This window comes from Vreelandella halophila (assembly GCF_019903425.1).
GTDB lineage: Bacteria > Pseudomonadota > Gammaproteobacteria > Pseudomonadales > Oleiphilaceae > Halospina > Halospina halophila.
The window spans coordinates 323,709-336,562 of the sequence record NZ_JACHUZ010000011.1 but is presented as its reverse complement, the minus strand read 5'-3'; the positions used below and the strand labels follow the sequence as shown (position 1 = coordinate 336,562).

General features: G+C 63.0%; 14 protein-coding genes. 4 read left to right on the top strand and 10 right to left on the bottom strand.

The features are described 5' to 3' along the window. Window positions 1-63 precede the first annotated feature (63 nt). On the top strand, window positions 64-582 hold the full coding sequence (locus tag H4I92_RS01840) for a PilZ domain-containing protein (RefSeq protein WP_218668105.1): 519 nt from the start codon (window positions 64-66) through the stop codon (window positions 580-582). A gap of 9 nt (window positions 583-591) precedes the next feature. On the opposite strand, the gene H4I92_RS01835 is transcribed toward H4I92_RS01840, so the two are convergent. The 4 genes from H4I92_RS01835 to H4I92_RS01820 all read right to left on the bottom strand — a co-directional run bounded on the left by H4I92_RS01835 (window position 592) and on the right by H4I92_RS01820 (window position 3,271). Next, window positions 592-1,329: a hypothetical protein gene (locus tag H4I92_RS01835; protein ID WP_077528942.1), complete on the bottom strand. Its 738-nt coding sequence runs from the start codon at window positions 1,327-1,329 to the stop codon at window positions 592-594. Continuing rightward, a complete protein-coding gene (locus H4I92_RS01830; RefSeq protein WP_077528941.1) occupies window positions 1,326-1,586 on the bottom strand; it encodes a YheU family protein in 261 nt (86 codons plus the stop codon). The genes H4I92_RS01835 and H4I92_RS01830 overlap by 4 nt, the downstream gene beginning before the upstream one ends. Window positions 1,587-1,589: 3 nt before the next feature. After that, a complete protein-coding gene (gene recA, locus H4I92_RS01825) occupies window positions 1,590-2,660 on the bottom strand; it encodes a recombinase RecA (protein WP_077528940.1) in 1,071 nt (356 codons plus the stop codon). 104 nt (window positions 2,661-2,764) lie between these two features. Continuing rightward, entirely contained in the window at window positions 2,765-3,271 is a 507-nt protein-coding gene (locus H4I92_RS01820) for a CinA family protein (protein ID WP_077528939.1), read from the bottom strand. 78 nt (window positions 3,272-3,349) lie between these two features. Here H4I92_RS01820 and mutS point away from each other — a divergent pair, with 78 nt between their 5' ends. Both mutS and fdxA read left to right on the top strand, forming a co-directional pair. Beyond that, window positions 3,350-5,944, top strand: a complete 2,595-nt coding sequence (gene mutS, locus H4I92_RS01815) for a DNA mismatch repair protein MutS (protein ID WP_077528938.1) — start codon at window positions 3,350-3,352, stop codon at window positions 5,942-5,944. A 68-nt stretch (window positions 5,945-6,012) separates the two neighbouring features. Beyond that, window positions 6,013-6,345 carry a ferredoxin FdxA gene (fdxA, locus tag H4I92_RS01810; protein WP_077528937.1) on the top strand — a complete coding sequence of 111 codons (333 nt, stop codon included), beginning with the start codon at window positions 6,013-6,015 and terminating at the stop codon, window positions 6,343-6,345. Here fdxA and H4I92_RS01805 read toward each other — a convergent pair. Further along, entirely contained in the window at window positions 6,342-6,935 is a 594-nt protein-coding gene (locus H4I92_RS01805; protein ID WP_077529085.1) for a class I SAM-dependent methyltransferase, read from the bottom strand. The two genes, fdxA and H4I92_RS01805, sit on opposite strands and share 4 nt — an antisense overlap. Before the next feature lie 119 nt (window positions 6,936-7,054). Here H4I92_RS01805 and H4I92_RS01800 point away from each other — a divergent pair, with 119 nt between their 5' ends. Further along, complete coding sequence (locus H4I92_RS01800) at window positions 7,055-8,101, top strand: methyltransferase domain-containing protein (RefSeq protein ID WP_077528936.1); 1,047 nt, start codon at window positions 7,055-7,057, stop codon at window positions 8,099-8,101. Here the strand turns inward: H4I92_RS01800 and H4I92_RS01795 are convergent. The 5 genes from H4I92_RS01795 to H4I92_RS01775 all read right to left on the bottom strand — a co-directional run bounded on the left by H4I92_RS01795 (window position 8,098) and on the right by H4I92_RS01775 (window position 12,847). Beyond that, window positions 8,098-8,712, bottom strand: coding sequence for a DUF938 domain-containing protein (locus tag H4I92_RS01795; RefSeq protein WP_077528935.1), 615 nt, complete (start codon window positions 8,710-8,712; stop codon window positions 8,098-8,100). The genes H4I92_RS01800 and H4I92_RS01795 overlap by 4 nt on opposite strands. Next, window positions 8,709-9,563, bottom strand: coding sequence for a slipin family protein (locus tag H4I92_RS01790; protein ID WP_077528934.1), 855 nt, complete (start codon window positions 9,561-9,563; stop codon window positions 8,709-8,711). Before H4I92_RS01790 ends, H4I92_RS01795 begins: the two co-directional genes overlap by 4 nt. After that, complete coding sequence (locus H4I92_RS01785) at window positions 9,556-11,034, bottom strand: NfeD family protein (RefSeq protein WP_077528933.1); 1,479 nt, start codon at window positions 11,032-11,034, stop codon at window positions 9,556-9,558. The genes H4I92_RS01790 and H4I92_RS01785 overlap by 8 nt, the downstream gene beginning before the upstream one ends. Window positions 11,035-11,181: 147 nt before the next feature. Next, window positions 11,182-11,946 (bottom strand): SDR family oxidoreductase, encoded by a 765-nt coding sequence (locus H4I92_RS01780; RefSeq protein WP_077528932.1) that lies wholly within the window; start codon window positions 11,944-11,946, stop codon window positions 11,182-11,184. Window positions 11,947-12,154: 208 nt separating this feature from the next. Beyond that, window positions 12,155-12,847, bottom strand: coding sequence for a histidine phosphatase family protein (locus tag H4I92_RS01775; protein ID WP_077528931.1), 693 nt, complete (start codon window positions 12,845-12,847; stop codon window positions 12,155-12,157). Between the last annotated feature and the right edge of the window lie 7 nt (window positions 12,848-12,854).

The window sequence follows — 12,854 nt, the reverse complement described above, 5'->3', positions numbered from 1 at the left end:
GCGACAATCCAATGTTACCAAGAAGTAAAAAACTCGATCCGATTCAAGAGGCAGCAACCGCCAATGAGTACTCAGCGTGACTCCTCCGGGATCACAATGCATCTCGCGGACATGCCCTTTGCGCTGCGCAGGGAGCACAGGCGCCGCAAACAGGGTCGCAGTGAACCATCACTGACTACCTCCTGGGCCGGTCAGTCCGATGGCAGCGAGCAGCGGATCCAGCCCAGGTTTGCCGCCCCCGGCCTCAGTGTACGCGTACGGGCACGGCGCCTGCTGCACTGGGAACGTCAGAGCCGGCCCGTGGAATGCCTGGACATCAACCGCTATGGTGTTGCCATTCTGACCGAGGAGGCCCTCCGGGAGGGTACTTACCTGCGGATGGATTTCCGCGGCGAGTACATCACACAGTCTAACGTGAACGGTCGGGTCAGAAGCTGTGTCCAGGAAGAGGATGGCCATTACCGACTGGGCATCCAGTTCACCTACTGCTCAATGCGCGGCCATTACTCCCGCGCCATCGACAATGCCCTGTCCCAGATCGAGGCGTTCTGCCGCCGCCAGATGGCCCGTTACCGGCGCTGAGCCAGCACGTCAGCGCATGCCACTGAAAAGCATGGTCAGAATGATCATGGCAATGACCCATCCGATCAGTGCCATCCCGAAACCGTTCGGCATTGGATTACCCGTACCCTCCGACTCTCCAGCCTCGGGGAAGGGTCCCTCCATATCCAGGGGGGATTCGGCGCTGTGAGGACCGCCGCCGAGCAGTAGACTGACCCGATCCTGCGGGAAGGCCTGCTCCAGCTGGCCGCGATGCTGGTGCCAGCCAAGGCGCTCATCCAGATAGGCCAGAACCTCCTCGGTTACCGGCGGCTCACCCGGTCTGGCCTGACGGGAAAGGAAGTCAAACAGACTGAAGCGCAGTACTTCAGTAACACCAGGCTTGTGAGCCCGCTCGCCTTCAAGCTGGGCCCGCCAGCGGCGCAGATCGTCCCGCCAGCCGGGGTTGGAGAACACGGTTTCCAGCTCCGTCATCACCCGGCCCGCCTGAATCTCGGCCTCCTGACTCGGGAGCTCAGGCATCTGTACAGGCTCAGCCTCACTTTCTGATTCTGATGCCACCCCCTCATTTCCGGCATCAACCCCGAAATCCCGGGCCTGCGGTTCTGCTCCCGCCTCCTGCATGGCAGCCTCGTACGCCTGCACCAGCGTCTGGTAGCGCTCCGGCGTGGAATCGGGATCCACGAATCTCAGCTGATGCTCGAAAGCGGCTTCAATGGCTTCTGGATCATGGGTCTGTTCAATGCCGAGTGTGGACCACTTGCTCACGGTGCCGATTCTCCCTGCTGTTCCACTGGACCCTCATTGTCGTCCAGTTGATCAGCCGGCACCAGTGCCGCCACCTGGTTGGGGTTATAGGGCGTGTAGAGAACCACCAGGCGTCCGCGGGCAACCGCACTGGCCACCTGCTCGCGGCAGGTGGCCAGAGGATCCTCAACCTCCATACTCCCGGTTTCCCGGAGGCAATATTCCTCGATCAGTGCCTCAAGCGCGTCAGCGGAAAGCTGATCCGACGGGATCACCATGTCTCAGAGCAGATCCTCACTGGTGTCCTCGCTCAGGGCATCATTGCCACTGGCCTCTTCCTTTTCCTTGCCGGCTGATTCATTCGGCTTGGGCATCAACCGCTCGCGGATCTGCGTCTCGATCTCATTGGCGATTCCGGGGTTATCACTCAGGAACTTGCTGGCATTCGCCTTGCCCTGACCGATCTTGTCACCCTTATAGCTGTACCAGGCACCGGATTTCTCCACCAGGCCTTCCTTGACGCCCATATCGATGATCTCGGCCATGCGGTTGATACCGGTGCCGTACATGATCTGGAACTCAGCCTGTCGGAAGGGCGGCGCCACCTTGTTCTTGACCACCTTGACCCGGGTCTCGTTGCCCACCACTTCCTCGCCTTCCTTGACCGAACCGGTGCGCCGGATATCAAGCCGTACCGAGGAGTAGAACTTGAGCGCGTTACCCCCAGTGGTGGTCTCGGGGCTACCGAACATCACGCCAATCTTCATGCGGATCTGGTTGATGAACACCAGCATGGTGCCCGAGGTTTTCACACTGGCCGTGAGCTTACGCAGTGCCTGGGACATCAGCCTTGCCTGCAGACCCACATGGGAATCGCCCATCTCACCTTCAATCTCAGCCTTGGGCGTGAGCGCGGCCACGGAATCCACAACGACGGCATCAACAGCACCGGAACGCACCAGCATATCGCAGATCTCGAGCGCCTGTTCGCCGGTGTCCGGCTGTGATACCAGCAGCTCGTTGATATCCACTCCCAGCTTCTCGGCGTACACCGGGTCCAGGGCGTGTTCCGCATCCACAAAGGCGCAGGTCTTGCCTTCGCGCTGGGCCTCCGCGATCACCTGGAGCGTGAGTGTGGTCTTACCCGAGGATTCCGGGCCGAAGATCTCAACCACGCGCCCCAGGGGCAGCCCGCCGATACCCAGGGCCACATCCAGACCCAGGGATCCGGTGGACACCGCCGGCATCGCCTCCCTTGGCTGGTCACCCATCTTCATGACCGCGCCCTTGCCGAACTGGCGTTCAATCTGCGAAAGCGCGGAGTTCAGTGCCTTCTTGCGGTTCTCATCCATTGTTTCTGCCTTCTGGTCGGTTGCTGCCTGCCGTTGTCACGACGTGTTCAGGATTACCCGAACTGTATGTATGGACAGTATTATGCACAGACCTGATCAGTGATTCAACGGTCCCCCTGAAGCCATTCCTTCACGCGGGTCAGAGCGAAATGGACGGCGGCGCGCCGGACCTCCTCCCGGTCGCCCTCAAACTGCTTGCAGGCCGTTACCGGTGTACTCCCGGCCACGCCCCAGCCGAACCAGACGGTTCCTACAGGCTTCTCAGCACTGCCCCCGCCGGGCCCGGCAATGCCGCTGACCGCCACCGCAACGTCCGCGCCGGTTTTCTCAAGTGTGCCCGAGACCATGGCGGAGACCACGGCAGAGGAAACCGCGCCATGGCCCGCCAGGATCCCGGCCGGCACCCCCAGCATGTTTTCCTTGGCCGTGTTGCTGTAGGTGACCAGTCCGGTCTCGAAATAGTCGGAACTGCCCGACGTGTCGGTCAGGCACTTGGCGATCCAGCCGCCCGTGCAGGATTCGGCGGTCGCGATCACCCGCCCCTGGCCACGCAGGCACTCGCCCAGCGAGGCAGCATCCTGCGCCAGGCTGGTATCGGATGGTTCTACCATACGGCTCTCCGTTTCGTTCGCGGGTTCATCGGACTAGAATCGTGCATTCCACCAGATCAGCAGGCACAAGAACAGATCATGTCCGCAGCGGAACCCGATCTCAGCAGTCATACGCCGATGATGCGCCAGTATCTGCAGCTCAAGGCCCAGCACCCGAACGAGCTGCTGTTCTACCGCATGGGCGATTTCTACGAACTGTTCTATGAAGATGCCCGCCGCGCCGCGGAAATGCTGGACATCACGCTGACTGCCCGTGGCCAGTCCGCGGGCCAGCCGATCCCCATGGCGGGTGTACCCTATCATTCCGCGGAGAACTACATCGCGCGCCTGGTCCGTGGTGGCCACGCCATCGCCATCTGCGAGCAGACCGGCGACCCGGAAACCGCCAAGGGGCCTGTGGACCGCGAGGTCGTGCGCATTGTTACCCCGGGGACCCTGAGCGACGAGGCCCTGCTCGAGGAACGCCGCGACAACCTGCTCATGGCCATCCACGCCCACAGGGGCGCCTTCGGCATGGCCACCCTGGAGATTTCCTCCGGTCAGTTCGTGGTTGAGGAACTGGATTCGGAAGAGGCCCTGAATGCCGAGCTGGAGCGTCTGCAGCCCGCGGAGATCCTGATCAGCGAAGACTTCCCCAGCCCGGAACTGCTGGAAGGCTTCAGCGGTATCCGTCGCCAGGGTCCCTGGCTGTTCGAGATGGAGTCCGCCCACCGGCTGCTCACGCGCCAGCTTCAGGTGCGTGACCTGCGCGGCTTTGGCTGCGAAGACCTGACACTGGCCATACAGGCAGCGGGCTGCCTGCTGCAGTACGCGCGCGACACCCAGCGCAACAACCTGCCGCACATCCGCCGGCTCAGCCGTGAACGGCGCGAGGAGAGCGTCTCCATGGACGCCGCCAGCCGCCGCAACCTGGAGATCGACACCAACCTCGCCGGGGGCCAGCAGAACACACTGGCCTCGGTCATGGACCGCACCGCCACCGCCATGGGCGGGCGCCTGCTGCGGCGCTGGCTCAATCGCCCCCTGCGGGATGCCGAGACCGTGCGCCAGCGCCGGGACAGCGTCAGCGCCCTGCTCGCCGATCACCAGCACGAGGCCATCCACGAGCGCCTGCGCGGTATCGGTGATATCGAGCGGATCCTCTCCCGGGTCGGCCTGGGCTCCGCCCGCCCCCGGGACCTGGCGCGGCTGCGCGATGCCCTCATCACCCTGCCCGAACTGCAGCAGGACATGGCCGGCCTGGAGCTGCCCCACCTGCGCGCAATCGCCGAACGCATCGGCACCTATCCGGAACTGGCCGAGACTCTGGAGCGGGCCATTGTGGACAACCCGCCGGTCGTCGTGCGCGACGGTGGCGTGCTGCGTTCCGGCTATGACGAGGAACTGGACGAACTGACCAGCCTCAGCGAGAACGCCGGCGACTACCTGATGCAGGTTGAGGAACGTGAGCGGGAGCGCACCGGCATCAGCACACTCAAGGTCGGCTACAACCGGGTGCACGGCTACTACATCGAGATCAGCCGCGCCCAGTCCCACAATGCGCCCACCGAATACATCCGCCGCCAGACTCTGAAGAACGCGGAGCGGTTCATCACCCCGGAACTCAAGGAGTTCGAGGACCGGGCCCTGAGCGCGAAAAGCCGCGCCCTGGCCCGGGAAAAGTACCTCTATGACGAGCTCGTGAAGCATCTGGGCGAGGATCTTTCCGGCCTTCAGGAAACCGCGCGTGCCCTCTGCGAGCTGGATGTACTGGCCAACTTCGCCGAACGCGCCCAGAGCCTGCGTTTCAATGCCCCGGCATTCAGTGACGAGCCCGGCATCGCCATCAGCCAGGGCCGCCACCCGGTGGTGGAATACCTCCAGGATGCCCCCTTTGTGCCCAACGACCTGCACCTGGACGACAGCAACCGCATGCTGGTGATCACAGGCCCCAACATGGGCGGTAAATCCACCTACATGCGCCAGACCGCGCTGATTACCCTGCTGGCCTACTGCGGCAGCCATGTGCCCGCCGAAAGCGCCACCCTGGGCCCGGTGGACCGCATCTTCACCCGCATGGGCGCCTCGGACGACATCGCCAGCGGCCGCTCGACCTTCATGGTGGAAATGACCGAAACCGCCAACATCCTCCACAACGCCACGCCCGAGAGCCTGGTGCTGATGGACGAGGTGGGCCGCGGCACCAGTACCTTTGACGGTCTCTCCCTGGCCTGGGCGGCGGCGGAGCGCCTGGCCCGGGAGGTTGCCAGCTACACCCTGTTCGCCACCCACTACTTCGAGCTCACCAGCCTCCCGGAACAGACCGGCAACGCCCGCAACGTGCACCTGACGGCCACCGAGCACGAGGACAGCATCGTCTTCCTGCACAGCGTCCATGAAGGCGCCGCCAGCCGCAGTTACGGTCTGCAGGTGGCGCGCCTTGCGGGAGTACCGGCGGATGTCATCGACAACGCCCGCCGCAAGCTCAACGAACTCGAGGGCAGCGCCGGCGCAACACGTGCCGAACCGGCACCCGCCTCGGCCATGCAGGCGGACATGTTCGCCAGCCTGGAACCCTCGCCGGAGGAACGTGATATCCTTGGGATGGACACAGACGGCATGACCCCGCGAGACGCCCTCAACACCCTGTATGAGCTGCGCGCCCGTCTGCGTGAACGCCTTGGCGGCGATTGAGCCCGGTCATTGCAGGCCCCGCCGCCTGACCCTAGAATAGCCGCCTGAACCATCGCCAGGACGTAACCATGACGTTTGTCGTTACTGAAAACTGCATCAAGTGCAAGTACACTGACTGCGTGGAAGTCTGCCCCGTGGACTGCTTCTATGAGGGCCCTAATTTCCTCGCCATCGATCCGGACGAGTGCATTGACTGTGCGCTCTGTGAGCCGGAATGCCCGGCAGAGGCCATCTACTCCGAGGATGAACTGCCGGACGACCAGGCTGAATTCCTCGAGATCAACGCTGATCTGGCCGCCAAATGGCCGAACATCACCGAGAAGAAGGACCCACCGGCGGACGCCGAGGAATGGGACGGCGTCAAAGGCAAGAAGCAGCACCTGGAGCGCGACGGCGCCTAGCGTGGTTTCCGCATCAGGGCCACATCCTTGCGCGGCACCTCACACTGCCAGCCGAACCGCGCCGCCACCCACTGCAGCGTGGCTTCCCGGTAAAACACCACATGGGTCGGGTCCCGCCGGTAATGCCAGTTGGCGAAGCGGTCGTCGTCCGTCTGGAAGCAGGTCATCACGCCCAGCCACCCCCCGGGTGCCAGCAACTGGTCCAGCAGCCGGAAAGTTCCCGCCGGGTCGTGCAGGTGCTCAACCACCTCGGTACAGGTAATGGCCTCGTAGGGGCCTTCAAGCAGCCCGTCATCGGGAGCATAGAAGGGGTCATACCCCCACGCGGCAAGACCCGCCTCCCTGAGCATGGCCACCAGCGCGGGGCCGGGACCACAACCGAAATCCAGCACCCGGTCTCCCGGCCCCAGACGCGGCACCAGCTCATCCGCCAGGCGTGCCAGGAACCGCCGGTAACCGGGATCCGAGACATCATTGTCATGCTGGTCGTATTCGGTCTTCTCGGTCTCCGGATCCGGCCTCTGGGAGGGCTCCAGGAAGGTCGCCTCACACCGCCGGCAACGCCAGTAGTCACGTTCAGCGATCATCATGAACCCCACCGTCGTATCACTTTCGCACACCGGGCAATCAGGGGCAGTGTTGTGTAACATGGGCGCCGACAATGGGTCCCTCGGATGATCAGTCAGAGAACGGAACAGCGACGCGAATTATGAGAGAAGACGTTCAGGATTACTACGGCCGCCAGCTCCAGGGTACACAGGACCTGCAGACCAACGCCTGCTGCGACCAGGCCCCGCCGGAATGGCTCAAGCCCATCCTCGCCAGCCTGCACGACGAGGTGCTCTCCCACTACTACGGCTGTGGCCTGGTCGCGCCCCAGCTTCTGGAAGGCGCCCGCATCCTGGATCTCGGCAGCGGCAGCGGCCGGGACTGCTACGTGCTGTCGAAACTGGTCGGCGAACAGGGCGAAGTCGTGGGCGTGGACATGACCCCTGAGCAGCTGGCCATCGCACGGCGTCACCAGGAATATCACCGGGAGACCTTCGGTCATGCCCGTTCCAATGTGCGGTTCCTGGAAGGCTACATTGAGCAGCTGGACGAGCTCGATCTTGAGGACGATTACTTCGACATCGTCATCTCCAACTGCGTGATCAACCTGAGCCCGGACAAGGAGAAGGTGCTCTCGGAAGTTCGGCGCGTGCTCAAGCCCGGCGGCGAATTCTACTTTTCGGACGTCTACGCCGACCGGCGCATTCCGTCACACCTGAAGGAAGATCCGGTACTGTACGGCGAGTGCCTGTCCGGGGCCCTCTACTGGAATGATTTCGAGAACCTGGCGCGGAAGACCGGCTTCACCGATCCGCGCCTGGTCGAGGACCGGCCCCTGACCATCGAGAACGAGACCATCGAGGCCCGACTCGCCCCGGCGCGTTTCTTCTCCGCCACCTACCGGCTGTTCAAGCTGCCGGAACTGGAGCCCCACTGCGAGGATTACGGCCAGGCCGTGATCTACCAGGGCACGGTTCCCGGAGAGGCGGCGGTGTTCCGGCTGGACAAGCACCACCATATTGAGCGTGGCCGTGTATTCCCGGTCTGCGGCAATACCTGGATGATGCTGGCGGATACCCGCTTCGCCGGACACTTCCGCTTCATCGGCGATTTCAGCACCCATTTCGGCATCTTCCAGGGCTGCGGCACCGCCCTTCCCTTCGATGATCCGGCCTCCGGGGAGGATGCAGGCGGCGCCTGCTGCTAGGCGCCGCCGCGCACAAACCTCAGGAGCTGGTTGTTGGCCGGCATGCGGAAACGCTCCACGGCCTCGAAGCCGTAATCCGCCGCCAGTGCATTGAAGACCGCCCGGTCCTTGATGCCGCTGGCGGGATCGCGCTCCTGAAGCCAGGCATCCAGCTCCGCGTTGCCCTCGCTGGTGTAGCCCCCATCCTCGTTGAAGGGGCCGTAGATCAGCAGGTCTCCGCCCTGGCGCAGATGGGCGGCGCTGATCGCCAGCAGCCCGTTGACGATGCGCCAGGACACGAAATGCACAGTATTGGCGGTGAATACCGCGTCGAAGGTCTCTCCCAGACGGACCCCGGCATCCAGGGCATCCACCTCCAACGGGTCACGCACATTGCGCAGCTTCGCCTCCCGCCGCCACTGGCGGATACCGTCAAGGTTCTCCGCAATATCCGTAGGCTGCCACTCCAGGTGCGGCAGGTGACGGGCCATATAGACCGCGTGCTGGCCGGTACCACTGCCCAGCTCCAGCACCTTCGCCGGCTGGGTCAGGATCTCGGCAAGAACCTCCCGTATCGGCTCCTGGTTGCGCTCACAGGCCGGAGCAAAGGGTTTCTCCGGTGCATCCGTCATACCCTGCCGCCCTCCTCACCACCGAGAACAGCACTGGTATCCGGGAACTCCGAGGACGAATGAGCCGTGGGCGCCTCTTCCCCGTCGTCCGGCTCCGGCGTCTCCATGCCTGCCACTGTCTTCTTGAGATCCCGTAGCAGGTCCACAGGGAAGACAATGGTATTGGTCTTGTCATTGGCGATATCGGTGAGAGTCTGCAGATACCGCAGCTGCAGCGCCTCGGAACGCTTCGACAGCGTCCGCGCCGCCTCCAGCAGCCGCTCGGAGGCTTGCTGCTCACCCTCGGCATGGATGATCTTGGCCCGCCGTGTACGCTCGGCCTCCGCCTGACGGGCGATCACGCGGATCATGGACTCGTCCAGATCCACGTGCTTGATCTCAACGTTTGCGACCTTGATACCCCAGGCGTCGGTCTGCGCGTCCAGGATCTCCTGGATGTCCTCGTTGAGCTGATCCCTGGAGGCCAGCATGTCATCCAGCTCGTGCTTGCCCAGCACCGAGCGCAGCGTGGTCTGGGCCAGCTGGCTGGTGGCCGCGTAGAAGTTCTCCACATTGATGACCGCGTTCTGCGGGTCCATGACCCGGAAATACAGGACCGCATTCACCTTCACGGAGACGTTATCCCGCGAGATCACATCCTGGGAGGGCACATCCAGCACAATGGTGCGCAGATCCGTCTTCACCATCTGCTGGATGAATGGGATCACGATGATCAGGCCCGGTCCCTTCACTTTCTGGAACCGGCCCAGCAGGAAGATCACGCCCCGCTCATATTCCCGCAGGATCCGGAACATGCTCACCAGCAGACTGATGACGATCAGTACAATGGCTATGGTGAAATATTCAATCATTCGACTGGCCCTCCGACCTGACTGTCAGTTTGAGTCCTTCCACTTTCTGGATTGTCACAACATCCCCTTCACCAACGGATTCCGCCGAATGCGCCTGCCAGATCTCCCCCAGAACGCGCACCCAGCCATTCCCCTGTTCATCAAAATCATGGACCGCTACAGCTGTGCTCCCTTCCATACCCTGGGACCCACTCACCACGGGCCTGCGCGTTGACTGCAGCGCCATGCGCAGCACCAGCACCATGATCAGAACCGTCGACACCGAAAACGCAGCAATCACAGGCATCGCAATCTGGTAGCCCGGCAGATCCGTGTCCATCAGCATGACGGATCCGATCACAAAGGCCACCGCCCCGCCCAGCCCCAGGATCCCGAAACTGGGCGAGACCGCCTCAACCACCATGAGACCGATCCCCAGCAGGATCAGCGCCAGACCCACATAGCTGATCGGCAGCATCTGGAGTGCATAGAGGCCAACGAGCAGGCAGATGGCACCGACCACGCCAGGCACGCCCATACCCGGATTATAGAACTCCAGGATCAGCCCATAGATCCCCACCAGCATCAGGATATACGCCACACTCGGATCCGTGATCACCGTCAGGAACTCGGTGCGCCAGTCCTTCTCGATACGGCTGATGCGGTGCTCGGCCAGTGCCAGCGTTTTCATCACGCCGTCCACATCCACTTCCATCCCATCCGCCTGGCCCAGCATGGCCTCAAGCGTATCGGCACGGATATCAATCACGTTCTTTTCCAGCGCCTCGCTGGAAGGCAGGTTCACCGCCTCCCGCACCGCCTGCTCGGCCCAGTCCGCATTGCGCCCACGCAGCTCCGCCAGCCCGCGGATATAGGCAACCGCATCATTAATTACCTTCTTCTCCATGGCACTGGCGTCCCCACTACCGCCACTCTCCTCTGAAGAGGTGCCATCGCCCGCCTCGGGCGCTGCCTCCCCGGAACCGTTCTCATCCCCCTCATTGTTCCCAGCGCCCTCGCCGCTCTGGAGACTGAACGGCGAACCGCTCCCCTCATCCCCACCACCACCGCCGCCCCCCATCTGTACCGGCGTGGCCGAACCCAGGTTCGTAGCCGGTGCCATGGCGGCAACGTGAGAGGCATAGAGAAGGTAGGTCCCGGCGCTGGCGGCGCGCGCACCACGCGGGGTGACATAGGTAGCCACGGGCACCCTGGAGGACAGGATACCCTGGATCATGTCCCGCATGGACTTATCCAGCCCACCCGGGGTATCCAGCGCCACCACCAGCAGATCCGCGCCCTGCTCCTCCGCATCCGCCAGTGTCCGCAGGAACCAGTCCGCCACCGCCGGCCCGATCGCCTCCTGGATCGTCATGACCCGGACGTCGGCGGCCCCGCCTCCGTCTTCACCCCCTTCCTGAGCCTGGACGCTCAGCAACAGGGCACCGGCAAACAGCAGGAGCAGTGACAGCGTACGCGAGAGTCGCGGCATTGAAGGACTTCCCTGAAGACAGGTTCTTCAATGCAAGATGGTGGATTTCAAACGGTTTGACAAGAGGCCTGTAGGAGCGCGCCTTGCGCGCGATTGATCACGGGGTTCTATCGCTTGCAAGGCAAGCTCCTACAGGTTGGGGAGCGGTCAGACGGTGAGGTAGCCACCATCCACGTTCAGGCAGGTCCCCGTGGTGTAGCTGGCCGCGTCCGACACCAGGTACAGCACGGACCCAGCCATCTCACTGGGCTCCGCGATGCGTTTCTGCGGAATGTGCGCCAGCGCCTGCTGCTTTATGGAATCATTGGTGGTCAGGGCACTGGCGAACTTCGTATCCGTCAGGCCCGGCAGCAGCGCGTTCACGCGAATGCCCTGGGTCCCCAGCTCCGTCGCGAACGACTTCGTCATCTGAATCACCGCCGCCTTCGAGATCGAATAGATCCCCTGGTAATGCCCTGGAACCACCCCGTTGATCGAGGCCACATTCACGATGGAACCGCCCCCGTGCTTCTTCATCAGGTTCACACCCTTGCTGGTCATGAAGAAGTAACCGCGGATATTCACATCCACCGTCTTGTTGAACGCCGCCTCGTCAGTATCCTCAACCGGCCCGAAATACGGGTTTGCCGCCGCGTTGTTCACCAGGATATCCAGCCGCCCGTAACGGCCCTCAATATCCGCGAAGATGGCCTCAATCTGCTCCATCTCCCCGATGTGGCACGCAATGGCCTCAGCCTCGCCACCCTCGTCACGGATCGCCTGGGCCACCGCCTCACAGCCATCAATCTTGCGGCTGGACACAATCACCTGCGCCCCCTGCTTCGCCAGCAGCTTGGCAATTTCCTCACCAATACCACGGCTGGCGCCAGTTACCAGGGCAATGCGGCCCGTCAGGTCAAACAGATCACTCATTTCTCAATCCTTCTCTTTGCTTTACCAGATTATTCATTCATTTGAGAGTCTACGCGGCGCAGGAAGCGGGGAATCGGGCACTGCTAAGCGGGAAGCTCGGAGGCCATGGATGGCCACCGCGCAGCCTACATGGATGTACTCGTGGCGATTCCCGATTAGCAGTGCCCGATTTGCCGCCAGCAACCACGCATCAATCCTGAGACACCCCTCACCGATACGTCACCAGCCGAGGATCCTCCCCCTCCAGATGCCCAAAACTGTTAAAAACCGCCAGAGACCGCCGAGCCCCACTGAACAGCACCCGCGACACACTCGCATTCGCCAGCACCTCGTTCAGCTGGAACGCCCGCATGTCATCCAGATCCAGCAGCGACTGGGCCACCACACTGATCGGCCCACCCGAGGTCACCAGGAACACATGCTTCGCATCCCCGGCCTCCCGGATCACCTCCTCGACCCCAGCCAGAACCCGTCCCTTGAAGGACCGCCAGGACTCCGAGTAATCCCCCTCGTGCTCACCACCGATCCAGCGACGGATCGCCTCGCTGAAGGCATGCTGGAACGCCTTGCGCGGATCCGACTCCTTCGCCAGCTCCCGCGCCATGGTCTCGGGATCGCCACAGCCCGGCCGGTAAGCCTCCAGAACCGCCCGGTGATCGAACTCATTCAGCCCCGGATGCACCGCCGCCTCCGGCAATCCATCACCAAAGCCCTCCGCCATCGCATCAATCGTCTCGCGATGCCGGCGCAGCTCGCCCCCGAAAATGCGCTCCGGATGCGTGTGCCGACCGACCCAACGGCCAAGTACACGCCCCTGCTCCCAGCCTCTTTCCGAAAGCCGGTCGTAGTCCGACGCCCCGAAGCTCGCCTGACCGTGACGGATCAGATGCAGTGTCGCCATCCATCCG

Coding starts and splice junctions, on each gene's coding strand:
- H4I92_RS01840 (WP_218668105.1), top strand. CDS start 64: ATGAGTACTCAGCGTGACTCCTCCGGGATCACAATGCATCTCGCGGAC.
- H4I92_RS01830 (WP_077528941.1), bottom strand. CDS start 1,586: ATGGTGATCCCGTCGGATCAGCTTTCCGCTGACGCGCTTGAGGCACTG.
- recA (WP_077528940.1), bottom strand. CDS start 2,660: ATGGATGAGAACCGCAAGAAGGCACTGAACTCCGCGCTTTCGCAGATT.
- H4I92_RS01820 (WP_077528939.1), bottom strand. CDS start 3,271: ATGGTAGAACCATCCGATACCAGCCTGGCGCAGGATGCTGCCTCGCTG.
- mutS (WP_077528938.1), top strand. CDS start 3,350: ATGTCCGCAGCGGAACCCGATCTCAGCAGTCATACGCCGATGATGCGC.
- fdxA (WP_077528937.1), top strand. CDS start 6,013: ATGACGTTTGTCGTTACTGAAAACTGCATCAAGTGCAAGTACACTGAC.
- H4I92_RS01805 (WP_077529085.1), bottom strand. CDS start 6,935: ATGATGATCGCTGAACGTGACTACTGGCGTTGCCGGCGGTGTGAGGCG.
- H4I92_RS01800 (WP_077528936.1), top strand. CDS start 7,055: ATGAGAGAAGACGTTCAGGATTACTACGGCCGCCAGCTCCAGGGTACA.
- H4I92_RS01795 (WP_077528935.1), bottom strand. CDS start 8,712: ATGACGGATGCACCGGAGAAACCCTTTGCTCCGGCCTGTGAGCGCAAC.
- H4I92_RS01790 (WP_077528934.1), bottom strand. CDS start 9,563: ATGATTGAATATTTCACCATAGCCATTGTACTGATCGTCATCAGTCTG.
- H4I92_RS01785 (WP_077528933.1), bottom strand. CDS start 11,034: ATGCCGCGACTCTCGCGTACGCTGTCACTGCTCCTGCTGTTTGCCGGT.
- H4I92_RS01780 (WP_077528932.1), bottom strand. CDS start 11,946: ATGAGTGATCTGTTTGACCTGACGGGCCGCATTGCCCTGGTAACTGGC.
- H4I92_RS01775 (WP_077528931.1), bottom strand. CDS start 12,847: ATGGCGACACTGCATCTGATCCGTCACGGTCAGGCGAGCTTCGGGGCG.